The 25338-nt window shown below is 70.3% G+C and carries 20 protein-coding genes; 8 read left to right on the forward strand and 12 right to left on the reverse strand.

The window, feature by feature from the left end; all coding sequences use genetic code 11:
• Positions 1-142: 142 nt before the first annotated feature.
• The 4 genes from IM697_RS38230 to IM697_RS38245 all read right to left on the reverse strand — a co-directional run bounded on the left by IM697_RS38230 (position 143) and on the right by IM697_RS38245 (position 4297).
• Positions 143-2644: a hypothetical protein gene (locus tag IM697_RS38230; RefSeq protein ID WP_194041155.1), complete on the reverse strand. Its 2502-nt coding sequence runs from the start codon at positions 2642-2644 to the stop codon at positions 143-145.
• Positions 2645-2804: 160 nt separating this feature from the next.
• Positions 2805-3212 (reverse strand): DUF6113 family protein, encoded by a 408-nt coding sequence (locus IM697_RS38235; protein ID WP_194041157.1) that lies wholly within the window; start codon positions 3210-3212, stop codon positions 2805-2807.
• A complete protein-coding gene (mshB, locus tag IM697_RS38240; RefSeq protein WP_194041159.1) occupies positions 3209-4072 on the reverse strand; it encodes an N-acetyl-1-D-myo-inositol-2-amino-2-deoxy-alpha-D-glucopyranoside deacetylase in 864 nt (287 codons plus the stop codon). Before mshB ends, IM697_RS38235 begins: the two co-directional genes overlap by 4 nt.
• Positions 4073-4102: 30 nt before the next feature.
• The gene (locus tag IM697_RS38245; protein WP_194041161.1) at positions 4103-4297 is read right to left on the reverse strand and encodes a hypothetical protein; all 195 of its coding nucleotides are present in this window, start codon (positions 4295-4297) and stop codon (positions 4103-4105) included.
• A gap of 175 nt (positions 4298-4472) precedes the next feature.
• On the opposite strand from IM697_RS38245, the gene IM697_RS38250 reads away from it, so the two are divergent.
• The gene (locus tag IM697_RS38250) at positions 4473-6593 is read left to right on the forward strand and encodes a S9 family peptidase (protein WP_194041163.1); all 2121 of its coding nucleotides are present in this window, start codon (positions 4473-4475) and stop codon (positions 6591-6593) included.
• A 148-nt stretch (positions 6594-6741) separates the two neighbouring features.
• Here IM697_RS38250 and IM697_RS38255 read toward each other — a convergent pair whose 3' ends face one another.
• The 5 genes from IM697_RS38255 to IM697_RS38275 all read right to left on the reverse strand — a co-directional run bounded on the left by IM697_RS38255 (position 6742) and on the right by IM697_RS38275 (position 12511).
• The gene (locus tag IM697_RS38255) at positions 6742-7788 is read right to left on the reverse strand and encodes an ABC transporter ATP-binding protein (protein ID WP_194041165.1); all 1047 of its coding nucleotides are present in this window, start codon (positions 7786-7788) and stop codon (positions 6742-6744) included.
• Positions 7781-8764, reverse strand: a complete 984-nt coding sequence (locus IM697_RS38260; RefSeq protein ID WP_194041167.1) for an ABC transporter ATP-binding protein — start codon at positions 8762-8764, stop codon at positions 7781-7783. The genes IM697_RS38255 and IM697_RS38260 overlap by 8 nt, the downstream gene beginning before the upstream one ends.
• A 187-nt stretch (positions 8765-8951) precedes the next feature.
• Positions 8952-9962 carry an ABC transporter permease gene (locus IM697_RS38265; protein ID WP_194041169.1) on the reverse strand — a complete coding sequence of 337 codons (1011 nt, stop codon included), beginning with the start codon at positions 9960-9962 and terminating at the stop codon, positions 8952-8954.
• Positions 9955-10878, reverse strand: coding sequence for an ABC transporter permease (locus IM697_RS38270; RefSeq protein ID WP_194041171.1), 924 nt, complete (start codon positions 10876-10878; stop codon positions 9955-9957). Before IM697_RS38270 ends, IM697_RS38265 begins: the two co-directional genes overlap by 8 nt.
• A 7-nt stretch (positions 10879-10885) precedes the next feature.
• Positions 10886-12511 carry a peptide ABC transporter substrate-binding protein gene (locus tag IM697_RS38275; protein ID WP_194041173.1) on the reverse strand — a complete coding sequence of 542 codons (1626 nt, stop codon included), beginning with the start codon at positions 12509-12511 and terminating at the stop codon, positions 10886-10888.
• A gap of 473 nt (positions 12512-12984) precedes the next feature.
• Here IM697_RS38275 and IM697_RS38280 point away from each other — a divergent pair, with 473 nt between their 5' ends.
• From IM697_RS38280 to IM697_RS38300, 5 genes are all read left to right on the forward strand, one after another.
• On the forward strand, positions 12985-14010 hold the full coding sequence (locus tag IM697_RS38280; RefSeq protein ID WP_194041175.1) for an ABC transporter permease: 1026 nt from the start codon (positions 12985-12987) through the stop codon (positions 14008-14010).
• An 81-nt stretch (positions 14011-14091) separates the two neighbouring features.
• Positions 14092-15852: an ABC transporter substrate-binding protein gene (locus IM697_RS38285; RefSeq protein WP_194041177.1), complete on the forward strand. Its 1761-nt coding sequence runs from the start codon at positions 14092-14094 to the stop codon at positions 15850-15852.
• Positions 15853-15957: 105 nt separating this feature from the next.
• Entirely contained in the window at positions 15958-16938 is a 981-nt protein-coding gene (locus IM697_RS38290) for an ABC transporter permease (protein ID WP_194041179.1), read from the forward strand.
• A 48-nt stretch (positions 16939-16986) separates the two neighbouring features.
• Entirely contained in the window at positions 16987-18021 is a 1035-nt protein-coding gene (locus IM697_RS38295; RefSeq protein ID WP_194041181.1) for an ABC transporter ATP-binding protein, read from the forward strand.
• A 30-nt stretch (positions 18022-18051) separates the two neighbouring features.
• Positions 18052-19098 (forward strand): ABC transporter ATP-binding protein, encoded by a 1047-nt coding sequence (locus IM697_RS38300; protein WP_194041183.1) that lies wholly within the window; start codon positions 18052-18054, stop codon positions 19096-19098.
• 288 nt (positions 19099-19386) lie between these two features.
• Here the strand turns inward: IM697_RS38300 and IM697_RS38305 are convergent, their stop codons facing one another.
• The gene (locus IM697_RS38305; protein ID WP_194041185.1) at positions 19387-20049 is read right to left on the reverse strand and encodes a response regulator; all 663 of its coding nucleotides are present in this window, start codon (positions 20047-20049) and stop codon (positions 19387-19389) included.
• A complete protein-coding gene (locus IM697_RS38310; RefSeq protein ID WP_194041187.1) occupies positions 20024-21196 on the reverse strand; it encodes a sensor histidine kinase in 1173 nt (390 codons plus the stop codon). Before IM697_RS38310 ends, IM697_RS38305 begins: the two co-directional genes overlap by 26 nt.
• Before the next feature lie 175 nt (positions 21197-21371).
• On the opposite strand from IM697_RS38310, the gene IM697_RS38315 reads away from it, so the two are divergent.
• Both IM697_RS38315 and IM697_RS38320 read left to right on the forward strand, forming a co-directional pair.
• Positions 21372-23642 carry an MMPL family transporter gene (locus IM697_RS38315; RefSeq protein ID WP_194041189.1) on the forward strand — a complete coding sequence of 757 codons (2271 nt, stop codon included), beginning with the start codon at positions 21372-21374 and terminating at the stop codon, positions 23640-23642.
• A 215-nt stretch (positions 23643-23857) separates the two neighbouring features.
• Entirely contained in the window at positions 23858-24898 is a 1041-nt protein-coding gene (locus IM697_RS38320; protein WP_194041191.1) for an amidohydrolase family protein, read from the forward strand.
• 16 nt (positions 24899-24914) lie between these two features.
• On the opposite strand, the gene IM697_RS38325 is transcribed toward IM697_RS38320, so the two are convergent.
• Positions 24915-25304, reverse strand: a complete 390-nt coding sequence (locus IM697_RS38325) for a VOC family protein (RefSeq protein WP_194041193.1) — start codon at positions 25302-25304, stop codon at positions 24915-24917.
• Between the last annotated feature and the right edge of the window lie 34 nt (positions 25305-25338).

The raw sequence follows: 25338 nt of genomic DNA on the forward strand, positions 1-25338 counted from the left end.
GGCCGGGGTCCCGGCAGTGTCGGTGATCCTGATCGCCGGATGACAGATGTCATGGCCGACCGCCCGTCGGACGGGCCTCAGACAGGGCCGAGGGGGCACCCGGTCCCGCCGGGTGCCCCCTCTCGTCGTGCCTGACGAACCGCTAGCTCGGGTTGGTGTCGATGACCGCCGTGCGGTTGGTCCTGCTCTTCAGGGCCTCACGCAGGGCGACGTAGACGTCCTGCGGTGTGACGGCCGTCTTCTTGCCGTTGGCGCGGGTGATGAGCACGCCGTCGAAGGCGCCGCCGTAGAGCTCCTTCAGCGCGGCCAGGTCGGGGGCGTCGATGAGCTTGCCGTTGACCGCCTTGACCTTGAGGAACTTCCACAGGGACTTCTCGGGGCTCATGGGGACGGGGCTCACCCCGTCCGCCTGAACCGTCACGGGGGCCGACATCGCCGGCTGGGCGAACTCCTTCATGAACCGGTCGACCTCGGCGTTCGAGACCGTCGGCTGCTGAGTCGTGGTCGGCACGGTCACCGGGTCGGTCGCGCCGGTCTCCACCTGGGTGCGGTACGCCTCCTCGACCGCCTCGGTGGACTTGGCGACGTCGATGCCCTTGCCCGCCTTGCCGTAGACGGCGACGGCCTTGCCGGACTCGAACTTGATCGTGCCGTCGGTCACCGAGCCGGAGCCGCCGGAGGCGTCCTCCAGGGCGGCGTGCAGCTTCTCCTCGTCGGTGGGCATGACCGGGTCGACGACCCGCTCCTGGCCGAACAGCGAGCCGATGACCGAGATCGGGTTGTAGTCGCTGGTCGCGGCCGTGCTGACGGTCTGCTGCATGTCGAACTGGAGCCCCGCCTTGTCCGGCTCCAGCGACACGGTGCTGCCGCCCACCGACAGCTTCAGCGGCTTGGTGACCCGCTCGTCGAAGGCGTCGTTGAGCTTCTGGACGGCGTCGTCGCGGGTGCCGCCGCCGATGTCGACGCCGAGCACGGTGGTGCCCTTGGGCACGTCGGTGTGGTTCATCAGCAGGCCGGCGCCGTAGAGGCCGCCCGCGAGGACGATCACGCCGCCGCCGACCAGCGCCAGCTTGTTGCGGCCCTTCTTCTTGGGCGCGCGGGAGGACGAGGCGTTCGACGTGGACGCCTCGGGCAGGTTCGGGGGCGTGTGCGGACCGGACGTCTCGCTGCCGCCCGGCCCGAAGGGGCCGCTCTGGGCACCGGCGGGCACCACCGGGATGCCGCTGGTGACGGTGTGGCCGGAGACGTTGTCGGCGACGCCGCCGTAGTTCGGGTTGCCGGGCTCGGGGGCCGGCTTCTGCGGCGTGAGGATCGCGGTGTCGTCGCTCATGCCACCGCCGGGGCCGTGGCCCGGGGTCTGGAACGCGGAGCCGGGGCCGCCGGGACCGCCGGGACCGCCGGGGCCCATGGGCCCGTTCGGGCCGTTGCCGGGGGCACCCGGGCCCGCGGGGCCGGTCGGGCCGTTGCCGGGACCGCTCGGCCGGCCGGACTGCGCCGGGCCGACGTTGATGCCGGGCACACCGGACCCGCCGGGCGCACCCGGGCCACCGGGGCCGCCCGGCGCACCCGGGCCACCCGGCCCGCGCGCACCGCCGGGGCGGCCGGGGCCGCCGCCCGCGACCGGCGGCACCGCCGGGCCGTCGCCGGTGACCGGACCGGTCGTCGGGCCGGCGGGACCCTGTGCGCCGCCCCGGCCGCCATGGCCGTTCGGGCCGTTGAAGTCGCTGGAGCCGCCGAAGTCGCCCGGGGCGCTGAAGTCGGCGGACGGGTCGAATCCGCCCGGGCCGCCCTGGGCGCCGTAGCCGCCCGGACCCTTCGGGCCGCCCTGGCCGCCCTGGCCGTGCTGGCCGTGCTGGCCGCTCGGGCCGCCGTTCCCGTTCTCCGCGAAGTACGGCAGGTCGTCGCGGCGCGCCTCGCCGCCGGGGCGTGGGCCGTTGCCGCCGCCCAGCGGGCCGGCCGCCAGTGCCTCGGTGACGTCGAAGGAGCCGGTGCCGCCGCCGTGCCCCGGGGCCACGGGCCCGCCGGTCGCGCCGGGGAGGCCCGCGCCGTTCGCGCCGCCCGGACGGGAGCCGCCGTCGGGACGGGACGCGCCGGGCACGTTCATGGAGCCGACGACCCCGCCGGGCCGCCCGGCGCCGGCGCCCGGACGCGCGCCACCGGGCGCACCCGCGCCGTTGGCACCCGCGCCGGCACCCGAACCGCCGGGCAGACCGGCCCCGTTGGTGGCACCGCCGCCCTGACCGCCCTTGCCCGCCGAGGACTTGCGCGGGGCGAACCAGTCGCTGGTCTTCTCCCCGGCCTGCCCTGTGGGCTCGGCCGGGGGCTCGACGCTGCCCGTGGCCGTGGAGGTGACGCCGGACGGCGCCGGGGCCTCGGCCTCCGCGCTCTCGCCGGTGCTCTCCGCCTCGGCGACGGGCTTGCGCACGACGACCGGCGGAATGGGCCGCGATCCGGGGATGTTGATCCGGATCCGGGTGGTCAGCGTGGTCTCGGTCTTGCGTTCCTCCGGCTGCGAGCTCGAACGGCCCGCGTCCACACCGCTGTCGGAAGCCATGGGGGTCCCGTACGGCGGCGTGCCCGAGGGGTATGCGGCTCCGCCGCGCCCGTTGGGCCCGGAGGACGGAGTGTCAGTTTCACGACTCAAGGCAGGTTCTCCCGGTTGGCTCCACCGCCCGTTTCGACCTCATTGCTGGGGGCGGCTCGGCGGCGCGCACCACCATACTGGCCACTTCTGGCCCGTATCCCACGACCGCCTGGGAAACCCACACGGGACTCGCACGAGTGCGGCGTGGAGAAGTGGTACGTCACTTGCCAAGTCGGACGCCGTCGCCACCCGGTTGCCGCAGTGGCGCGAGGGTGGCACAGATCACAGCAACCGCCATGCCACCGAGCAGGAAGAGATAGGAGGCGGCTCCCGTGCCGAAGACGAAGTCGCCCTCCGGACGGCTGGCGGTGAGCAGGACGACGGAGATCATCCAGCCGCCGGCCGGCGCGACGGCTCCGGCCCGACTGCCCGCCGCCCGTCCGGCGCCCAGCAGCAGCCCGGCCTCGCCGGCGAGCGCGAGCAGCAGCCCGCCCGGGAACCACGCCGGCTGCACCAGCGCACCGGCCACGCCGACCACCGCGCCGAGCACGAAGAGACCGATGTAGGCGAGGACGCGCAGGGCGGAGGGCCGCTTCAGCTTCAGCGGCTGGGCGAGCATCGAGCTCATGACGCCTCCTGGGGGGCGAGACCGGCGAACAGGTCGGACTCCGGTCGCGCGGCCGGCTCCCCGTGCGCCAACTCGTAGTACTCGGTGGTGAAGAGGGGCTGCGCGAGTTCGTTGGAGAGCGCGAAGTACGGCTCGGCCACGTCGATCTGGGTGGCGTGCGCGCGCATCGCGGCGGCCTTGGCGGCGCCGTGCGCGGTGCCGTCGATCACGGTGGTGATCCGCTCGTCCTCGACGACGCCCGGCACGTCGGCGACGGTGGCGGCCTTGCCGAAGGGCAGTGCGGGCAGATCCACCTGGAGCCGGGCGAAGGCCTGCTCGGCGACCGTGCGCGGGACACGGTTCCAGTAGATCTTGGGGATCTCCCACCCGGCGCCGGCGGCCAGCTCGGCCGCGCGCATGGCGATGCGGTGGGTCTGGATGTGGTCCGGGTGGCCGTATCCGCCGTCGGGGTCGTAGGTGACCAGGACCTGGGGGCGCACCTCCAGGATCACCTCGACGAGAGCGCGGGCCGCGTCGTCGACGTCCGCCTGCCACAGGGACGCGGGGTCGTCGTTGTCGGCGATGCCCATCATCCCGGAGTCCTCGTAGCGGCCCTTGCCGCCGAGGAGACGGAAGTCCTCGACGCCGAGCTCGCGCATCGCGGCGGTGAGCTCGGCCAGCCGGTGTGCGCCGAGGGCGGCGCCGGTCAGGTGCCGGAGCTGCGGGGGGATGACCTCGCCGTGCTCGCCGAGGGTGCAGGTGACCAGGGTCACCCGGGCGCCCTCGGCCGCGTACTTGGCCATGGTCGCGCCGTTGTTGATCGACTCGTCGTCCGGATGCGCGTGCACCAGGAGGAGACGCCGAGCGGGCTGTTCCGTCATGGCCTCCACCCTACGAGGAGACCAGGAAGCTCAGAACTTGATGCTGCCGATCATGCCCGCGATGTTCGTCGTCAGCTCACTGATGGTGGGCGCGACGGTCGAGGACGCCAGGTAGAAGCCGAGCAGCATGCAGACCACCGCATGACCGGCCTTCAGTCCTGATTTCTTGATCAGCAGGAAGACGACGATCGCCAGCAGCACCACCGCCGAAATCGAGAGTGCCACGGCGGCTCACCTCCAAGAATCCCGGGCGCGGGGGTTGGACTGTGGGGGCAGATAAATCCATGCAGCAGCCAGCAGGTTCATACCCACTATGCGCTAGTGATCATAACTATCCGTACGTGCGCATCGATCGGCGCACAGCCGCACAAGGGGGCGCACTGGCCAATATGGTCGGGGTATGACGACCGAGCCTGTCTCCTTCCCCCGACGGCACGCCCGCACCCAGAGGTTCACCTTCGGCGCGCCGCGCGCGTTCGCGGTTGCGCCCGACGGTTCCCGTGTCGCGTTCCTGCGCTCCGCCTCGGGCACCGACCCGGCGAGTTCGCTGTGGGTGCTCGACCCGGAGGGCGGTGAGGAGCGCGTGGCCGCCGACCCGCGCGCCCTGCTGGGCGGCACCTCGGAGGACCTCTCGCCCGAGGAGCGCGCGCGGCGCGAGCGCAGCCGCGAGGCCGGCGCCGGCATCGTCGCCCACGCCACCGACACGGCCGTCGAGTTGGCGTCTTTTGCCTTGTCAGGGCGGCTTTTCACGGCCGAGCTGCGGGCCGGCACGGCACGTGAACTCCCGGTCCCCGGGCCGGTGATCGACCCGCGCCCCTCCCCCGACGGACGGCGCATCGCGTACGTCGCGCGGGGCGCCCTGCGGGTGGTGGGCGCCGAGGGCGACGGCGACCGTGCGCTCGCCGAACCGGAGTCGGACGGGGTGACGTACGGACTGGCCGAGTTCATCGCGGCCGAGGAGATGGGGCGCCACCGGGGCTTTTGGTGGAGTCCGGAGTCGGACCGGCTGCTGGTGGCGCGCGCGGACGACACGCCGGTGAGCCGGTGGTGGATCTCCGATCCGGCGCGCCCTGAGCGCGAGCCGCGGCGGGTGCCGTATCCGGCGGCGGGAACGGCGAACGCGGACGTACGGCTGTTCGTGATCGGGCTCGACGGGGCGCGCACGGAGGTCTCCTGGGACCGGGCGCGGTACCCGTATCTGGCGCGAGTGCACTGGTCAGCGGCGGGTGCGCCGCTGCTGCTCGTACAGGCGCGCGACCAGCGCAGCCAGCTGTTCCTGGCGGTGGATCCGGCGACCGGGGCGACCCGGATGGTGCACGCCGACGAAGATCCACAATGGCTGGATCTTTTCCCTGGGGTGCCCTGCTGGAGCCCTTCGGGGAACCTCGTGCGCATCGCCGACGAGGGCGGCGCGCGGGTGCTCACGGTGGGCGAACGTCCGCTGACGGGACCGCAGTTGCATGTCCGCGCGGTGCTGGACGTCTCCGACGACGACGTGCTGGTCTCGGCGTCGGCGGGCGAGGCCGCGGCCGCTGCGGAGATCGGCGAAGTGCATGTGTACCGGGTGAACGAGCTGGGCGTGGAGCGGGTGTCACAGGAGCCCGGGGTGCACTCGGCGGTGCGCTCCGGGAGCGTGACGGTGCTGGTGTCCCACGCCCTTGACCGGCCCGGGGCTCAGGTCCAGGTGCTGCGCGACGGGAAGCCGATGGCGATCGTCCGTTCCTGCGCCGAAGATCCTGGTCTGACCCCGCGCGTGACCCTCACCGAGGGGGGCGCACGCCGCATCCCGTGCGCCGTGCTTATGCCTCGGGACTACGCCGGTGACACCCCGCTCCCGGTTTTGCTGGATCCCTACGGGGGACCGCACAGCTCCCGGGTGGTCGCCGCGCACAACGCCTTCCTCACCTCGCAGTGGTTCGCCGACCAGGGGTTCGCGGTGGTCGTCGCGGACGGGCGGGGCACGCCGGGACGGTCGCCGGCCTGGGAGAAGGCGATCAAGGACGACATCGCGGCGGTCGTGGTGCAGGACCAGGTCGATGCCCTGCGGGCGCTGGCCGAGCGGTTCCCGCTGGATCTGACCCGCGTCGCGATCCGCGGCTGGTCCTTCGGCGGCTATCTGGCGGGGCTCGCGGTGCTGCGCCGTCCGGACGTCTTCCACGCGGCCGTGGTCGGCGCCCCCGTCACCGATCTGCGGCTGTACGACACCCACTATCAGGAGCGCTACGTCGGGCACCCCGCGCAGCAGCCGGAGGTCTACCGGCGCAACTCGCTGATCGACGACGCGGGCCTGGTGGACCCGGCCGAGCCGCACCGCCCGATGATGATCGTCCACGGGCTGGCGGACGACAACGTGGTCGTCGCCCACTCCCTGCGGCTGTCCTCGGCCCTGCTCGCCGCCGGACGCCCGCACGAGGTGCTGCCGCTGTCCGGGGTGACCCACATGACCCCACAGGAGGAGGTCGCGGAGAACCTGCTGCTGCTCCAGCTCGACTTCCTCAAGCGGTCGCTGGGGCCGGCCTAGACAGCAACGGACCGGGGTGACATGGCGCACCCCGGTCCGTTTACGGCACCCGCACGGCCGTACGCTGTTCAGCCTGGCGTGTCCGTATATCGGGATCGGGTCGGCTGAGTTGCCTGTGTGTTAACGCAGTTGGTGTGCGTTTGTACGGCTATGCCTCCGCCTCCACGGCAACCACCGGCCTCTCCTGCGCGAAGTGACACGCCGAGTCGTGCGCCGCCGGCCCGCCCGGCCCCCGGAACACCGCCGGCACCGCGAGCGGCGGCACCTCCCGCGCGCAGCGCTCCTCGGCCTTCCAGCAGCGGGTGCGGAAGCGGCAGCCGGAGGGGACGTTCGTCGGGGACGGGACGTCTCCCGCCAGGATGATGCGCTCGCGGTGTTCGCGGGCCTCCGGGTCGGGGACGGGGACCGCGGAGAGCAGCGCCTGGGTGTAGGGGTGCGTGGGGTGGTCGTAGATCTCGGCGTCCCCGCCGATCTCCACGATCCGGCCGAGGTACATCACCCCGACCCGGTCGGAGATGTGCCGGACGATGGACAGGTCGTGGGCGATGAAGACGTAGGAGAGGCCGAACTCGTTCTGCAGGCGGTCCATCAGGTTGATGACCTGGGCCTGGACGGAGACGTCGAGTGCGGAGACGGGTTCGTCGGCGACGATGACCTCGGGGCGCAGCGCCAACCCCCGTGCGATGCCGATGCGCTGGCGTTGGCCGCCGGAGAACTGGTGCGGATAGCGGTTGATGTACTCGGGGTTGAGGCCGACCACGTCCAGCAGCTCGCGCACCCGGCGGCGCCGGTCGCCCTTCGGGGCGACCTCGGGGTGGATGTCGTACGGCTCCCCGATGATGTCGCCCACCGTCATCCGGGGGTTGAGGGAGGTGTACGGGTCCTGGAAGACCATCTGGATGTTGCGGCGTACGGCCTTCAGGGCGCGGCCGGACAGTCTGGTGATGTCCTCGCCCTTGTACCTGATGGAGCCGGCCGTCGGGCGTTCCAGGTTGACCAGCATCTTGGCGACCGTCGACTTGCCGCAGCCGGACTCGCCGACGACGCCGAGGGTCTCGCCGCGGTGGAGGGTGAAGTCGACGCCGTCCACGGCCTTCACGGAGCCGATCTGTCTCTTGAAGAGGACGCCCTGGGTGAGCGGGTAGTGCTTGACGAGTCCGCGCACTTCGAGAATCGGCTCAGGCATGTCAGCCATGCAGGCACTCCCTCCAGAAGTGGCAGGCGCTGCGCCGGTTGGTGTCCGTGCCGGTGACCTCGTACAGCGGGGGTTCGTCGGTGCGGCACAGGTCCTGGGCCAGGGGGCAGCGGGGGTGGAAGGCGCAGCCGGGCGGGATGTCCATGAGGTTGGGGGGCAGGCCCTCGATGGCGTAGAGCTCCTGCCCCTTCTGGTCCAGCCGGGGGATGGAGTCGAGCAGGCCCCGGGTGTACGGGTGGGCGGGTGCCTTGTAGATGTCGTGGACCGGCGCCGACTCCACGATCCGGCCCGCGTACATCACCGCGATCCGGTCGGCGACGTCCGCGACCACGCCGAGGTCGTGGGTGATCAGGACGAGGCCCATCCGGTACTCGCGCTGCAGCTCGGCGAGCAGGTCCATCACCTGGGCCTGGACGGTGACATCGAGTGCGGTGGTCGGCTCGTCGGCGATGACGAGCGCCGGTTCGAGGGCGAGGGCCATCGCGATCATGATGCGCTGGCGCATGCCGCCGGAGAACTGGTGGGGGTACTGCCTGACGCGCTCCTCGGCGGCCGGGATGCGCACGCGGTCCATCAGTTCCACGGCCTTGGCGCGCGCGTCCTTCCTCGACATCCCCCGGTGCACGACGAACATCTCGCCGAGCTGCTCGCCCACGGAGAGCACGGGGTTGAGCGACGACAGCGCGTCCTGGAAGATCATCGCCATCTCGGCGCCGCGGACCCTGCGCCGCTCCTCCTCCTTGAGCCGCAGCAGGTCCCGCCCCTGGAAGAGGATCTCGCCGCCGGTGATCCGCCCCGGCGGCTGATCGAGAATCCCCATCACGGCCTGCGCGGTCACCGACTTCCCGGACCCGGACTCCCCGAGCACGGCGAGCGTCTCCCCCGCGGCCACGCCGTAGTCGACGCCGTTGACGGCCTTGGCAACGCCGTCCCGGGTCCGGAACTCCACGTGCAGATCCCGCACTTCGAGCAGCATGCGGCGGCTCACCTCAATTCCGGATCGGTCCGTCGTCCGCCCGAAGGGCCGGCCCCGCGGCGCCCGGTGCGGCGAGAGTGCGTGCATGGCGTCGCGGGGCAGGCGGGACCTCGAATAGGCCCTGGGACCACCGTTCGGGCCGCGGAACCGCCCCTCACACCCCGCACCGCCGGCCCCATGACTCCCCTCACCTCAGCTTCGGGTCCAGGGCGTCGCGCACCGCGTCGCCGAGCATGATGAAGGCCAGGACGGTGACGGCCAGGGCGCCGGACGGCCACAGGAGGGCGTGGGGGGCGTTGCGGACGTAGGGGGAGGCCGCCGAGATGTCGATGCCCCAGGAGACGCTCGGGGGTTTCAGGCCCACGCCGAGGTACGACAGCGTCGCCTCCAGGGCGATGTACGTGCCCAGCGCGATGGTCGCCACCACGATCACGGGGGCCACCGCGTTCGGGGCGATGTGGCGGAGCAGGAGACGGGAGTGGGAGGCGCCCAGGGCTCGGGCGGCCTGGACGTAGTCGTGCTGTTTGGCGGTGATGACCGCGCCGCGGGCGATGCGGGAGATCTGGGGCCAGCCGAGCAGCACGATGAAGCCGACGACCGGCCAGACGCTGTTGCTCGTCACCACCGACAGCAGGACCAGGCCGCCCAGGACGACCGGGATCGCGAAGAAGACGTCGGTGATCCGGGACAGCAGCGAGTCCCACAGGCCCCCGAAGAAGCCGGCCAGCGCGCCCAGCACCGAGCCGAGCACCGCGACCCCGAGTGTGGCGCACACGCCGACGGTGACGGACGTACGGGCGCCGTGGACGGTGCGGGTGTAGACGTCGCAGCCCTGTCCGTCGTAGCCGAAGGGATGGCCGGGTCCGGCGCCCTGCTGGGCCTTGGCGAGGTCGCACTTGAGGGGGTTGCCGGAGGCGATCGCCGAGGGCCAGAGGGCGATCACGAGCAGAAAGAGGATGATCAGGGACGAGACGATGAAGACCGGGTTGCGGCGCAGGTCCCGCCAGGCGTCGGACCACAGGCTGCGGGCCCGTTCGGGGGCGGCGGTCGAGTCGTCGGCCGGGCCCGCGCTCCGAGGGCTCTCGGGCGCGGCGGGCGGACGCTGCTCCGGCGCCGCCACCTCGCTCGCGGCGACGCCCGTGCCGACCGGGCCGGCCCCCGGGATCGTCCCCTCGGGCGGGAACGGCTGGTCAGGCATAGCGGATCCTCGGGTCGAGTACGGCGTACAGGAGGTCGACGACCAGGTTGCACAGCAGGAAGACGAGGACCAGGACCGTCACGAAGCCGACCACGGTCTGGGTGTTCTGGCGCAGGATGCCCTGGTAGAGCTGGAAGCCGACGCCATGGATGTTGAAGATCCGCTCGGTGACGATCGCGCCGCCCATGAGGAAGCCGATGTCGGCGCCGATGAAGGTGACGACGGGGATGAGGGAGTTGCGCAGCAGGTGCCGGGTGATGACCCGGCGTCTGGGCAGGCCCTTGGCGATGGCCGTGCGGACGTAGTCGGAGCGCCGGTTCTCCGCGATGGAGGTGCGGGTCAGACGGGTGACGTACGCGAGGGAGACCGAGGCGAGGACGAGGCCCGGGACGATCAGCTCGCCGAAGGGGGCCGCCGGGGACACGGACGGTCTGATCCACCCCCATTCGACGCCGAGCAGGAGCTGCAGCAGCAGTCCGGTGACGAAGGTGGGGACGGAGATCACGACGAGGGTGGTGAGGAGGACGCCGGTGTCCACGGGGCGGCCGCGGCGCAGTCCGGTGAGGACGCCCAGCGTGATCCCGATGAGGATCTCGAAGACGATCGCCACGATCGTGAGCCGGATGGTGACCGGGAAGGCCGTCGACATCAGCTCGGTGACCTCCTGGCCGTTGAACGCCGTACCGAAGTCCCCGGTGAAGACGTTCCCCATGTAGGTCAGGTACTGCTGCCACACGGGCTGGTCGAGGCCGAACTCCTTGCGCAGCCGGGCCGCCGTCGCCGGGTCGCACTGCCGGTCGCCGCACAGGCCGGCGACGGGGTCGCCCATCACGTTGACCATGAGGAAGATCAGCAGGGTGGCCCCGATGAACACCGGGACCATCTGCAGCAGGCGCCGGACGACGTACTGCCCCATGGCGGGCTCAGCCGACCTTGATCTGCTCGTAGACCGGGACGCTGAACGGGTTGAGGGCCACGTTCGACAGCCGCTCGGACCAGCCGGCGCTGCCGTTCTGGTACCAGAGGGGGATGGCGGCCATATGGTCCCGGACGACCTTCTCGGCCTCCTGGAAGGTCTCGACGGCCTTGGCGACGTCGGTCTCGGCGTTCGCCTGGTCGACGAGCCTGTCGAACTCCTCGTTGGACCACTTGCCGTCGTTGGAGGAGGCATTCGTGTAGTAGAGCGGCTGGAGGAAGTTCTGCGGCAGCGGGTAGTCCATCTGCCAGCCCGCCCGGAAGGGGCCGGAGAGCTTCTGGGTGGTGGACTTGGAGCGGAAGTCGGCGAAGGTGCCGATCGGGTTGCCCACGCAGGCCCGGTCGTTGTCCAGGGCGTTGTTGATGGAGTTGCAGACGGCGTCCACCCACAGCTTGTGGGAGCCGGTGTCCGCGTTGTACGTGATCTTGACCTGGCCGCCGGGCAGCCCGCCGCCCTCCTCGATCAGCTTCCGCGCGGCGGCGGGGTCGTAGTCGCACCACTGACCGCACAGCCCCTCCCGGTAGCCGCCCTCGGCGCCGAGGACGGGAGAGGTCCAGTCGGTGGCCGGGGTGCGGGTCTTCTGGAAGATGGTCTCGGTGATCTGCTCACGGTCGATCGCCCGGGACAGCCCCTTGCGGACCTTGTCGGAGCCCGGCCTGTTCCACTTCTTGTCGTAGAAGGGGAACGCCAGCGTCTGGATGATGCCGGCCGGGGTGTTCAGATACCGGTCACCGAGGTCGGCCCGGACGTTCTTCAACTGCTGGGCCGGTACGTCGTCGACGAGGTCGAGGTTGCCGGCCATGAGGTCGGTGTAGGCCGTGTTGTTGTCGGTGTAGACCTTGAGGGTGACGCCGTCGTTGCGGGCCGCGTCCTCGCCCGGGTAGGCGTCCCACCTCGCCAGCCGCATCTCGGAGCCCTTGGTGTACGACTGAACGGTGTAGGGGCCGTTGCCGACGGGCTTGGCCAGCCAGGCGGCGTGGTCGTCGAAGAACGCGCGGGGCAGCGGGACGAAGGCGTTGTAGCCGAGGGTGTCGGGGAAGCTGGAGAACTTCTGGCTGAGCCGGACGGTGAAGGTCCGCTCGCCGGTGACCTTCAGCCCGGACATCGTCTCGGCTCTCTGCTCGCCCTTGGCCGGGTGGACCTGGTCGTAGCCGTCGATGTAGCCGAAGAAGTAGGCGTTCTTCTGGTTGTTCTTCAGGCTCGCCCCGTAGTTCCAGGCGTCCACGAAGGACTTGGCGGTCACCTTCTCGCCGTTGCTGAAGGTCCAGCCGTCCTTGACGGTGACGGTGTAGTTCTGCGAGTCGGTGGTCTCGATCTTCTCGGCGAGCACGTCCTCGGCCTCGCCGGTCTTCGGGTCGTACTGCTTCAGTCCCCGGAAGATCATGTTCAGCACCTTGCCGCCCTGCACCTCGTTGGTGTTGGCCGGCTCCAGCGGGTTCTGCGGATCGGTCCACGAGGCGCTCAGCACCGCGCCGCCCGCGCCGGCGCCGTCACCCCCGCCTCCGCAGGCGGTCGCCGCGAGCGCTACCGCCATCGCGCATGCGGCCCACCGGACGTGCGTGGCTCCACGCATGGGGTGCCTCCTCTGGCCCTGATCCGTTATCCGGCGCTGATCCGTTACAGGGATCCCTTACGCGCCAATATCGAGTCAAAAGGCGCATAGCGCACACGCACTCCAGCCAAAGGGGCGACACACCATCCGGATGGCCCCATGGATCTTCGACACATCACGCAATGGATCTTCGCGATCCGATGCCGAACCGTTGGATTGCGACCTCTGGATGTACACATTTCGGTGCTGGAGCATCCGTATATCGAACTCGTTGCCCGATTGGTCCAATTGGTCCGAGTCAAGGCACGACTCGATATCGTTGCGCTACCCGCGTAGCTACGGAATGGTCAAGACAGAGTAAAGAACGCAAAGAGACAACCAAGTCGGGCGAGAATTTATTGACCTTGAATGAATTGCGTTGAAAAAGTCCGGCGTAGCCCGTAGGGGAGCTTGCCCTGCGGAGTCATCAGACCCTCCCATGGGCCAGGAGCACCATGACCCCCCCAACTCCATCCGCGGCTGCACCGCTCGAGGCGACCGACGAGAGCGTCAAGTCGCCTTCGCCCTCCACCCCTCAGGGCAACGAGAGCCGCTCACCCGGTCGGCTGGCGTGGAACCGCTTCAAGCGGGACCGCACGGGCGTCATATCGGCGTACGTCGTGATCTTCTTCTTCGTCATCGCGATCGCCGCTCCGCTCATAGCCAAGCTGTACGGCAAGAATCCGTACACCACGTACGCCAGCCAGCGGCCGGAGCTGCTCAACGCCTTCGCGTACCCGGCGGGTCCCAACGGCGGTATGAGCTCCGAGTTCTGGTTCGGCATCGAGCCGCAGCTCGGCCGTGACGTCTTCACCTTCCTGCTCTACGCGATCCGCACATCGCTGGGCATCGCCGTCGCCGCCACGCTGCTCACCACCCTCCTCGGTGTGGTCATCGGCGTCACCGCGGGTTACCTCGGCGGCAAGACGGACTATCTCGTGGGCCGGATCATCGACATCCTCCTGTCGTTCCCGTCCACCCTCTTCTTCATCGCCTTCATGCCGGTCGTGTACGGGCTCTTCATCGCGCCCGACGAGGACATCCCGACCTGGCTGCGCGCCACCGGCCTGATCATCGTGCTCTCCGCCTTCGGCTGGGCCTCCATCGCCCGTCTGCTGCGCGGCCAGGTACTCGGCCTGCGCGAGCGGGAGTTCGTCGAGGCGGCCAAGGTCACGGGCGCATCACCGCGGCGTATCGTCTTCAAGGAGCTGCTGCCCAACCTGTGGACTCCGATCATCATCCAGTCCACCCTGATGCTCCCGGCCTTTGTGACCGCGGAGGCGGGTCTCGCCTTCCTCGGCGTCGGCATGATCGACCCGACGCCGGACTGGGGCGTCATGATCCAGCGAGGGGCCCAGTTCTACACCGAGGACCTCACCTTCATGCTCTTCCCGGGCCTGTCCATGGTGATCTTCGTGCTCGCGTTCAACCTCCTCGGTGACTCTGTGCGTGACGCGCTCGACCCGAAGTCAAAGCGCTGACTCCGGCTCTTCAGGACCACGGCAAAGGAGCCGGGGTGCCGGAATCCGTCTCATCACTCTCTCTTTCCAAGGCAGGAAGCCATGTCCTTCTCCCGTAGAAACTTCCTCATCGCCACCGGCGTCGCCGCGGCGTCGACCTCGGTGCTGACCGCCTGCGGCAGCGGCAACGAGGGCGGCTCCGGGAACAACGAGGCACCCAAGGTCAGCGGCTCCAAGACGACCGAGATCCCGGTCGGTACCAAGGCGGACTCGACCGGCCCGGCCCCCGAGGTCAAGGGCGCGGTCAAGGGCGGGACGATCTACTCGCTCCAGCAGTTCGACATGGACCACATGGACCCGGCGCAGATCTACGTCTCGACCGAGGGTGCCATCACCGTCCCGATCATGCGCGCCCTGACCGGCTACAAGCTGGACGACAAGGGTGCCGCCACCCTGGTCGGCGACGCCGCCACGGACGCCGGCACGATGAAGGACGGCGGCAAGACCTGGTCCTTCACCCTGAAGGACGGCCTGAAGTGGGAGGACGGCTCGGACGTCTCCATGGACGACGTCCGCCACACCTTCGAGCGCCTCTTCGCCGACTTCATCACCGAGGGTCCGCGCTACGTCCAGCAGTTCATGGTCGGCGGCGACAAGTACAAGGGCCCGTACGACGGCAAGAGCCTCGACTCCATCGAGATCGACGGCAAGACCATCACCTTCCGTCTCAACGAGCCCCGCGTCGACTTCAACTACACGCTCGCGATGCGCGGTTACTCCCTGGTGCCGAAGAAGCAGGACACCAAGGAGAAGTACGACAAGCGCCCGTTCTCGTGCGGTCCGTACAAGGTCGAGAGCCGCAGCATCGGCAAGACGATGACCTACGTGCGCAACGAGCACTGGGACCCGAAGACGGACTCGATCCGCAACGCCTACCCGGACAAGTACGTCTTCCAGATGGGCTACGAGCTGGTCGCCTCGACGGACCGCTGGATCGCGGACAAGGGCAACGACCAGTACGCGGTGCCGATCTTCAACGAGATCGCGCCCGAGCGCATCGCCCAGGTCCTCACCAAGCCCGAGCTGAAGAAGCGCGTCCTCACCGCGGTCGACACGGCCACCTACTACTGGCCGATCAACATGACCCGCGTCAAGGACCTCAAGGTCCGCCAGGCCATCAACCACGCCTGGCCGCACCAGCAGGTCCAGACCATCAACGGTGGCCCCGCCACCACCGAGATCGCCACCACGATCATCGCCCCGGTGACCCCCGGCTACACCAAGTTCGACCTGTACGGCGTCACCAAGAAGCCGGGCGGCGACCCCGCGAAGGCCAAGGCCCTGCTGAAGGAGGCCGGCAAGCTCGGCTACAAGCTGGTCATCGCCTTCCAGCAGTCCGACACCCAGGTGAAGGTCGCCGTCGCCGTCAAGAACGCCCTGGAGGAGGCCGGCTTCGACGTCGTCACCAAGCAGGTCGACAAGTCGACGTTCTACACGCAGATCGGCAAGCTCGACAACGGCTTCGACCTGATGGGCGCCGGCTGGAGCCCGGACTGGCCGAACGGCTACTCGCAGTTCTACCCCTGCTGGAGCGGCAAGAACATCGGCGACGGCCGCAGCAACTACGCCCAGCTGAACGACCCGAGCGTCAACAAGGCGATCGACGCCGCCGCCAAGATCCCGGACGTGGAGGAGGCCAACAAGGCCTGGGGCAACGTCGACAAGATGATCCTGGAGATGGCCGCGGTCGTCCCGGACTACCACAAGATCCGTAACTACCTGTACGGCTCCAAGGTCGGCAACGTCGTCTGGGACAGCGGCAACACCTGCGTCGCTCTCTGCAAGCTCTACGCCATGAAGTAAGCGCGCAGCACTTCCCCGGGGGCGGTCATCCACATGGCCGCCCCTGCGGCCCACCCCCTCTGCTTCCCTCCCGGCGACGGCGCCCCGTCCGGAAAGTCACGCCTCATGTTCCGCTTCCTTGTCCGCCGAGTCACCGGCGCGATGGTCATCCTGCTGATCATCAGTGCCATCACCTTCTGGCTCTTCTACGCCGTGCCGCGTGACCCCGCGATGATGTCCTGCGGCAAGAACTGCACGCCTGAGAACCTCGCGCAGATCCGGGAGAACCTGGGCATCGACAAGCCGATCCCGGTTCAGTACTGGCTCTGGCTCGTCGGCATCTTCGTCGGACGGGACTACGCCGGCTACGAGTTCTGCAACGCCCCCTGCTTCGGGTACTCCTTCGCCAACCGCGAGCCCGTCTTCGGCACGATCATGGACCGGCTGCCGACGACCCTGTCGCTCGCCTTCGGCGCGGCCGTCGTCTTCCTGATCCTCGGTATCGGCGCGGGCATGCTCGCGGCGCTCAAGCAGGGCCAGTTCCTGGACAAGTTCGCCAGCTCGACGTCGCTGCTCGGCTCCTCGCTCCAGATCTACTTCGTCGGCTACATCGCGATGTTCTTCTTCGTCGCGCAGCTCGGGTGGCTGGACCAGCCGCAGTACACCCCCCTGACCGAGAACCCGGCCGCCTGGTTCTCCGGCCTCCTGTTGCCCTGGCTGGTGCTGGCGATCATCTTCACCGCCAACTACACCCGTATGACCCGCTCCCAGCTGGTCGAGCAACTGAGCGAGGACTACGTGCGCACGGCCCGCGCCAAGGGCCTGTCCCGCTCGAACGTCTTCTTCCGGTTCGCCTGGCGCGGTGCGATGGGCCCCATCGTCACGGTGTTCGGCATCGACCTGGGTACGCTGATCGGCGGTGCCATCATCACCGAGTCCACCTTCAGCCTTCAGGGCATCGGACGGCTCGCGGTGGCGTCGGTGGACCAGAGCGACCTGCCGATGCTGCTCGGCGTGACCCTCCTCGCGGCCGGCGCGATCGTGTTCCTCAACATCATCGTCGACGCCGTCTACGCCCTCATCGACCCGCGGATCCGGCTCGCCTGACCTCCGCCCCACTCCCGACCTCTCGCATCACCCCTCAGGAGCGTCCCCGTGACGAGCACCGATCAGCAGCCCTTCCTCTCCGTCAGGGACCTTCAGGTCCACTTCTCCACCGAGGACGGCATCGTCAAGGCCGTCGACGGGCTCTCCTTCGACCTCGCCAAGGGCAAGACGCTCGGCATCGTGGGTGAGTCGGGGTCCGGCAAGTCCGTCACCAACCTGACGATCCTGGGCCTGCACGACCCCCACCGCACCACCATCGACGGCGAGATCCTGCTGGACGGCAAGGAGCTGCTCACCGCCTCCGAGCGCGAGATGGAGCGGCTGCGCGGCAACAAGATGTCCATGATCTTCCAGGACGCGCTGGCCTCGCTGTCGCCGTACCACACCGTCGGCACACAGATCGGCGAGACGTACCGCAAGCACACCGGCGCCTCCAAGAAGGAGTCCCGGGCGCGGGCGATCGAGATGCTGCGGCGGGTCGGGATCCCCCAGCCGGACATGCGGGTGGACGACTATCCGCACCAGTTCTCCGGCGGTATGCGCCAGCGCGCGATGATCGCGATGGCGCTGGTCTGCGACCCCGAGCTGCTGATCGCCGACGAGCCGACGACGGCGCTCGACGTGACGGTCCAGGCCCAGATCATGGACCTGCTGAAGGACCTCCAGCAGGAGTTCGGCACCGCGATCATCTTCATCACCCACGACCTCGGTGTCATCGCCGACATCGCGGACGACGTGCTGGTGATGTACGGCGGCCGGTGCGTGGAGCGGGGCACCAAGAAGGAGGTGCTGAGCACCCCTCAGCACCCCTACACCCTCGGCCTGCTCAGCTCCATGCCGAGTCTGGACGGCCCGGTCGACGTGCCGCTGTCGCCGATTCCCGGTGCGCCGCCGTCGCTGCTGAACCCGCCCTCCGGCTGCCGTTTCCACCCGCGGTGCGCCTTCACCGACAAGGTCGCGGGCGGGCTGTGCTCCGGTGAGCGGCCGCCGCTGGACGTGGTGGACGGCCGCGGCTCCGCGTGCCACCTGCCGCTGGAGCAGCGCACGGACCTCTTCGCCGACTTCGCCGGATCCCGGCACTGACTGACGTACACGAGACGGGACTTCACCATCATGAGCAACGCGCAACCGCTCCTGGACGTCAGCGGTCTGACCAAGCACTTCCCGATCAAGGGCGGCTTCCCGATCAAACGCACGGTCGGCGCCGTCCAGGCCGTGGACGGTCTCGACTTCCAGGTGGCCGAGGGCGAGTCCCTCGGTCTGGTGGGGGAGTCGGGCTGCGGCAAGTCGACGACGGGCCGGCTGATCACCCGGCTGCTCGAACCGACGGGCGGCAAGATCTCCTACCGCGGTCAGGACATCACGCACGCGGGTCGCAAGCAGCTCGCGCCGATCCGCTCCGAGATCCAGATGATCTTCCAGGACCCCTACGCGTCCCTGAACCCGCGTCAGACGGTCGGCAAGATCATCGCGGGTCCGATGGAGATCAACGACATCAACCCGGCGGGCGGCCGCGAGAAGCGCGTCCGTGAGCTGCTGGAGATCGTGGGCCTGAACCCCGAGCACTTCAACCGCTTCCCGCACGAGTTCTCGGGCGGTCAGCGGCAACGTATCGGCGTGGCACGGGCGCTGGCCCTGGAGCCGAAGCTGATCGTGGCCGACGAGCCGGTCTCGGCCCTCGACGTCTCCATCCAGGCGCAGGTGGTGAACCTGCTCCAGAAGGTCCAGCAGGAACTCGGCATCGCCTTCGTCTTCATCGCCCACGACCTCGCGGTGGTCCGGCACTTCTCCCAGCGGGTGGCGGTCATGTACCTCGGCAAGATCGTCGAGATCGCCGACCGCGACGACCTGTACGGCAACCCGCGCCACCCGTACACCCGGGCGCTGCTGTCCGCCGTGCCCGAGGCCACGGTGGACGAGATCCCGGCCCGCGAGCGCATCCGCCTCCAGGGCGACGTCCCCTCGCCCATCAACCCGCCCTCCGGCTGCCGCTTCCGCACCCGCTGCTGGAAGGCGACGGAGAAGTGCGCGACCGAGGCCCCGCCGCTGGTCCAGGCCGAGGGCAACAAGCCCGGCCACCTGACCGCCTGCCACTACCCGGAGGCGGCGGACGCGAGCACCACGCCGCTCCTGTCCAAGGACTCCCAGCCGGCGGCCTGACACCCCCCTTTTCATCGGTCGCCGTGCACGAGGGCCCGTGCTCACCTTCTGGGTGCGTACGGGCCCTCAATCGCGTGGTGAGGTCTTTGATCCAGATCATCGAGGCGTGCAGGTGGAGACTGGCGAGGCAGCTGTCGGGAGTCTTGTCGTACCGGGTGTCTCACCGTCCCGGTTCCGGCCTCCTGGTACGTCACGCTCGGGGGCGGGTGAGGCACGTGGAGCCGACGTGAGCCGACCGGTGCACTGGTGTCCGGGCGGGGACTCATGGGGCATGGCCCGGCACCCGGCTCAGGTTCCGGGGAGGATACGCCGCGTTTCGTAGGCCCACATCGCGATCTCGACCCGGTTGCGGGCGCCGAGTTTGGCCAGCAGGCTGGCCAGATGCGTCTTCACCGTGCTGAGGCTGATGTGCAGTGCATCGGCGATCTCGGTGTTGGTCAGCCCGCGAGCGACGGCGAGGAGCACCTGCTCCTCGCGGGCGGTGACGGGGGAGACGGGCTGGGCCACGGGCCGGCCGGCGGGCAGGTCCGCGAATGCCTGGAGCAGACGGACGGTGACGCTGGGCGCGATGAGCGCCTCACCGTCGGACGCCGACCGTACGGCCTGCGCCAGAAGGTCCGGTCCCGTGTCCTTGAGGAGGAATCCGCGGGCGCCGGCACGCAGTGAGCCGTAGACGTACTCGTCGAGGTCGAATGTGGTGATGACGACCACGGCCAGCGGGTCGGCGACGCCCGGGCCGGCGACCAGCCGGGTGGCTTCGAGCCCGTCGAGTACGGGCATGCGGATGTCGAACAGGCAGACGTCGGGGCGTAGTTCGCGGGCCAGACGTACCGCTTCCCGTCCGTCGGCGGCCTCGCCGACCACCTCGATGCCGGGCTGGGCGTTCAGCATGATCCGCAACCCGGTACGGATGATCGTCTGGTCGTCAGCGACGAGGACGCGAATGGACACCGCTCTCGCTCCTCGCTCTCGGCAGTTCGGCTTCGACATGCCAGCCCCGGTCGGTACCCGGGCCGGCTCGTAGTGTGCCGCCGAGCAGGGTCGCGCGCTCGCGCAGTCCGGTAAGTCCGTATCCGTCGCGACCCCGGCCGGTGCGCCGCCCGTTGTCGCGCACGCTCACCCGTACCGTGTGCCGTTCCGCGGCGACCCGAACGACGAGCTCGGTCGCGTCGACCGCATGGCGCAGCGCGTTGGTCACCGACTCCTGCACGATCCGGTAGACGGCCGCGTCAACGGCCGGGGGCAGCGCGTCCAGTTCGTCATCGAGCCCCAGGTCGACCCTGAGGCGACCACCCGGGGTGCGCACCAGGCGCTCCAGATCCGCGACTCCGGCAGGGGGCGCCAGCTCGGCGCCGACCCCGCGGTCGCGCAGCGCGGCGACCATGGCGCGCATTTCCTCCAGCGTGCGCGCCCCTTCCTCCTCGACCCCCTCCAGCGCCTCGACGGCGGCGGACGGGTCGGCGCCCGCGAGCACCCGGCCCGCCTGGGCGATGATCACCATGGCCGACACGTGGTGGGCCACCGTGTCGTGCAGTTCCCGGGCGAGCTGCTCGCGCTCGCGGGAGCGCACCTGCTCCAACTGCCGCTCGCGAGCGGTCACCCAGAACCGCACGGCGGCCCCGACCACGCCGGGCAGCAGCAGGAAAACCAAGCCCACGACCTTTTCGACGACCGGGCTCTCGTCCGCGACGACACACAGCGTGCCGACCGCGAGGACCACCGCGCAGCCCAGCACGATCTCGCGTCCCGAACCCCACCGGGGCAGCGCGTACACCAGCACAAGCACGACCGCGCCGGTGTAGAGGCCGACGGGCTCGCGCGCTGCGGCGACGAGCGAGGCCACCGTGAGCAGGAAGACCGAGCCGAACGCCAGCGTCACCATCGCCAGCGGGCGGGTCCGGCGCCACAGGAGCAGCAGGCACAGCCATACGGCGAACACCACCGCCACCGGCCGCCACACGACGTTCTCGCGCAGGGTGGCCTCCAGCGCCACCCCGGCAAGGCCCGCGGCGAGCAGCGCCCAGTCCCGCCACACCCGGGCGGGCGCGTCGGGCGGCCGGGGTTCGGTCCACAGGGTTCGCAGGTCGTCTCGGAGCACGGTTCTCAGCCTAGGCACCGCGGCGTGCCGCGCATCGGCCGAAAGGACGGCTCGTCACTCCACCCCAAGGCCGACGGATCCGCGGCCCGCGGGCCGATGCCGCGCAGCGCCGTGGCGACGAGCCTCGGCATCGGCGGCCGTACAAGGACGGCCGACGAGGTGGTTGGAGGACCCGATGCTCTCGAAAGCCCTGTTGCGCCTGGGCGCATACGCCGCCCGCCATCCCTGGCGGGTGATCGCGGCATGGCTGATCGCCGTCACGCTCGCCGTCCTCGCCGCCGTCGCCTTCGGCGGGCGTACCGCGGACTCGATGACCGCTCCGGGACTGGACTCCCGGCGGGCCGCGGAACTGATCGAGCGGGCAGGCACCGGCCAGGAGGGGATGACCGCCCAGGTCGTCGTCACCCCCCTCGACGACGGTTCGACGTTCTTCGACAGCGACAGCGCGAGCACCGCTCTCACGCGGCTGCAGACCGAGGTGAAGCGGCTGCCGCACGTGCTCGGCACGAGCGACCCGGCGGGGGCGCTCGACACGGGCCGGGACACCGCAGTGCGCGGCGGACTTGTCTCGGCCGACGGACGGATCGCGGTCGTCCGGGTGCAGTACCCCGACCAGAGCCGGCTGTCGGCCGAGGACCTCGACGCCCTCGTCGATCTCGGCGACCGGCTGCGCGCCGAACTGCCGCTGCGCATCGAGATGGGCGGGAACCTCTTCTACGCCTTCTCCGAACCCGACGGCGGCGCGAGCGAGCTGATCGGCCTCCTCGCCGCGGCCGCGATCCTGTTCCTGGCGTTCGGTTCGCTCGTCGCTGCCGCGCTGCCGATCGGCATGGCGGTCTTCGGACTGACCGTCGGGGTCGCCACGATGACGGTCCTGGCGGGGGTGACAGAGGTCCCCACCTTCGCACCGGTCCTGGGCAGCATGGTCGGGCTCGGAGTGGGCATCGACTACGCGCTGTTCGTGCTCGCCAGGCACCGGGAGTACCTCGCGTGCGGGCTGGATCCGCAGGCGGCGGCCGGACGAGCGGTGGCAACGGCGGGGCGGCCGGTGGTCTTCGCCGGCGGCACCGTCGTCGTGTCGATCCTCGGCCTGGCGGTCGCGAACGTGCCGTTCATGACGGTGGGCGGGGTTGCCGTCTCGATCGTCGTCCTGACGATGGTGCTCGCGTCGGTGACGCTGCTGCCGGCCTTCCTCGGCGCGGCGGGCCCGCGCCTGGCCCGGGCCGGCCGGATCGTCCGGGCTGTGCAGACCAGGAAGCCGGGCCGACTCGCACGACGGCGGGACACGGCGGCGGGCGCCGCCTCCGCCGCCGAGTGGCGTCGCTGGATCGGCCACGTCAGCCGACACCCGGTGCCGTACGCGGTCGGCGCGGCGGGGCTGCTGCTGACGGCGACGCTGCCCGTGCTCGGCCTGCGCGTCGGCCTGCCCGACGACGGCTCACTGCCGCAGAGCCGTACCGAGCGCCGGGCCTACGACCTCGTCGCCGAGGGGTTCGGCCCGGGCACCAACGGTCCCCTCGTCATCGCCGCGGACCCCTCCGGCGATCGGGGAGTGCTGGACCGTCTCGTCGAGGCGGTCGCGGCGGATCCGGGCATCGCATCCGTCGCGCCGACGCACATCGATCGGGCCACCGGCATCGCGACCCTCGTGGTGTTCCCGACCACCGGCCCTCAGGACAAGGCCACGGCCGACACCATCGCCCGGCTGCGCACCGACGTGCTGCCCACGGCGATCGGGGAGGGCCCGGCCAGGGCCCACGTCGGCGGCGCCGCCGCGAGCCTTTCCGATGTGGGCCAACGCACCAGCGAACGCCTGCCGGTGTTCGTCGCCGCCGTGCTGGCGATGTCGTTCCTGCTGCTGATGCTGGTCTTCCGCTCGATACTCGTACCGCTCAAGGCGGTACTGCTGAATCTGCTGAGCATCGGCGCGGCCTACGGCATCATGGTCGCGGTCTTCCAGTGGGGCTGGGGTGGCGCACTCATCGGGCTGGAAGCGACGGTTCCGATCGTGTCGTTCATCCCGATGTTCCTCTTCGCCATCCTGTTCGGCCTGTCGATGGACTACGAGGTGTTCCTCCTCTCCCGCGTACGCGAGGAGTACCTGCGCACCGGCGACAACGGCACGGCGATCGTCGAGGGCGTCTCGCGCACCGCCCGGATCATCACCTCGGCCGCCCTCATCATGGTGGCGGTCTTCCTGTCCTTCGCCGTCGCCAACGACCCCTCCACCAAAATGTTCGGGCTCGGCCTGGCCACCGCGATCTTCATCGACGCCACGGTCGTACGCATGGTGCTGGTACCGGCGACCATGACACTCCTCGGCCGGGCCAACTGGTGGCTGCCGAAGTGGCTGGACCGGATGCTTCCCCGCGACCCGGTCGGCACCGACGACACCGACGCGGAATCCACGGGTGACGCCCCGCGTCCACGGCTGGTCGACCGTTGACTCGACTCCTGCCCGCCACGGGTCGGCCGCCTCTGGAGCCCCTCTTCTTCCGGTTGGCGGCCTGGTCCTTTCGGCAGGTACGGCTCGATGAACTCCCAATCCAGATCGGTCAGTTGCACTCGCGTCACGTAAGATCGTCTATCGGACCGGACCGTGCCACGAAGGCACATCCCGCACATTGATCACGACTCGATACGCGTCCTAGGGTGACCGATATGGCCCTTTACCTGCGCGGCACCCTCCTCCCCGCCGGTACCGTCCGCGAGTTCTGGGTCCTCGGCGACCGCATCACCTTCGACCGCCCTTCGGCCGAGGCGGAGACGGTGGCCGACAGTGGTTTCCTGCTCCCGGGACTGGTCGACGTGCACACGCACCCTGGGTCCCCGTCCGAGGGTGAGCCGCGCTGGGACCCCGGCGCGTTCGCCGAGCAGATCGCCGCGCATCGGGACGCCGGGACGACGGCGCTGCGGTTTCCGGGGCTGCTCGGGGAGATCCCGGACGGGATGCGGGACGCGGCCGACGTGCCGCGCATGATCACGGCGGGGCGTTGGCTGGCCTGGGCTGGACTGTCGCGGAACGCCGACTTCCACACCGTCACCGAGGACCTGGTCTCCGCGGCCGTCGCCGAGGCCAAGGCCCATGACGGCTGGTGCAAGCTCATGGGCGACTGGGACTTCGAGGCGGCGCCGGTGCCGTACGAGCTGCTGCGCGCCGTCACCGACGCGGTGCACGCGGTGGGGGGACGGGTCGCCGCGCACTGCCAGTCGGCGCAGGGCGTGCTGCACGCCGCGCGGGCGGGCGTCGACTCGATCGAGCACGGCATGGGGATGCCGGAGGAGTGCGTGCAGCTGATGGCCGCGCACGGGGCGGCCTACGTCCCCACCCTCACCGCCTTCGCCCGCAGCGCACCCGGCATCAAGGACAACCCCCGCGGCCGGCTCTGGCACCAGGGCCACCGCGTCATGATCCGCCGGGTCCGCGAGGCGCACGACGCCGGTGTCACCGTCCTCGCCGGCACCGACTCCGCGCCCTTCGGCAACGTCGCCACCGAGGTCGAGCACCTCATCGCCGCCGGCCTGCCCGCCGACGTGGCGGTGGGCGCGGCAAGTTGGGCGGCGCGGGACTTCCTGGGGCTGCCGGGGCTCGTGGAGGGCGGGCTCGCGGACGTCACCGTGTACGACACGGATCCGCGGCTGGAGCCGGGAGTGCTGCGGCATCCCAGGCGGATCGTGCTGCGCGGGCGAGTCGTGCGCTGAAGGGCACGGGAGGGCCTCAGCCCCGCCGCGCCACCAACTCCACCTCGAACCCGTCCCGGTCCTCCAGATAGGCGGCGTAGTGGCCCGGCCCACCCGCGTGGGGGTGCCGGTCGGGGAAGAGCAGCGCCCAGCCGTGCCGCGGCGCCTCCTCGGCCAGCGCGTCGACTTCCGCGCGGCCGCCCGGCACATGGAAGGCCAGGTGGTTCAGCCCGGGCAGCAGCCGGTCGTGCCGGTCGCCGCGCAGGGCCGGGGACTGCTCGAGGACGATGTACGTCTCCCCCGCACGCCAGCTACGACCCGCCGCCCAGTCCTGGTGCGGTTCATGGCCGAGGCGCTCCAGCAGCCACCCCCACGACCGCACCGCACGCTCCAGGTCCGGCACCCACAACTCCACGTGATGCAGCAACTCGCCTACCTCGCCCTCGCGTTGGGCCGCATTG

This window comes from Streptomyces ferrugineus, from assembly GCF_015160855.1.
Classification (GTDB): Bacteria; Actinomycetota; Actinomycetes; order Streptomycetales; family Streptomycetaceae; genus Streptomyces; species Streptomyces ferrugineus.

Excerpts from the sequence above, each read along its gene's own strand:
- IM697_RS38235 (WP_194041157.1), bottom strand. The coding sequence starts at position 3,212 with ATGAGCTCGATGCTCGCCCAGCCGCTGAAGCTGAAGCGGCCCTCCGCC.
- mshB (WP_194041159.1), bottom strand. The coding sequence starts at position 4,072 with ATGACGGAACAGCCCGCTCGGCGTCTCCTCCTGGTGCACGCGCATCCG.
- IM697_RS38250 (WP_194041163.1), top strand. The coding sequence starts at position 4,473 with ATGACGACCGAGCCTGTCTCCTTCCCCCGACGGCACGCCCGCACCCAG.
- IM697_RS38255 (WP_194041165.1), bottom strand. The coding sequence starts at position 7,788 with ATGGCTGACATGCCTGAGCCGATTCTCGAAGTGCGCGGACTCGTCAAG.
- IM697_RS38260 (WP_194041167.1), bottom strand. The coding sequence starts at position 8,764 with ATGCTGCTCGAAGTGCGGGATCTGCACGTGGAGTTCCGGACCCGGGAC.
- IM697_RS38265 (WP_194041169.1), bottom strand. The coding sequence starts at position 9,962 with ATGCCTGACCAGCCGTTCCCGCCCGAGGGGACGATCCCGGGGGCCGGC.
- IM697_RS38270 (WP_194041171.1), bottom strand. The coding sequence starts at position 10,878 with ATGGGGCAGTACGTCGTCCGGCGCCTGCTGCAGATGGTCCCGGTGTTC.
- IM697_RS38275 (WP_194041173.1), bottom strand. The coding sequence starts at position 12,511 with ATGCGTGGAGCCACGCACGTCCGGTGGGCCGCATGCGCGATGGCGGTA.
- IM697_RS38280 (WP_194041175.1), top strand. The coding sequence starts at position 12,985 with ATGACCCCCCCAACTCCATCCGCGGCTGCACCGCTCGAGGCGACCGAC.
- IM697_RS38285 (WP_194041177.1), top strand. The coding sequence starts at position 14,092 with ATGTCCTTCTCCCGTAGAAACTTCCTCATCGCCACCGGCGTCGCCGCG.
- IM697_RS38290 (WP_194041179.1), top strand. The coding sequence starts at position 15,958 with ATGTTCCGCTTCCTTGTCCGCCGAGTCACCGGCGCGATGGTCATCCTG.
- IM697_RS38300 (WP_194041183.1), top strand. The coding sequence starts at position 18,052 with ATGAGCAACGCGCAACCGCTCCTGGACGTCAGCGGTCTGACCAAGCAC.
- IM697_RS38315 (WP_194041189.1), top strand. The coding sequence starts at position 21,372 with ATGCTCTCGAAAGCCCTGTTGCGCCTGGGCGCATACGCCGCCCGCCAT.
- IM697_RS38320 (WP_194041191.1), top strand. The coding sequence starts at position 23,858 with ATGGCCCTTTACCTGCGCGGCACCCTCCTCCCCGCCGGTACCGTCCGC.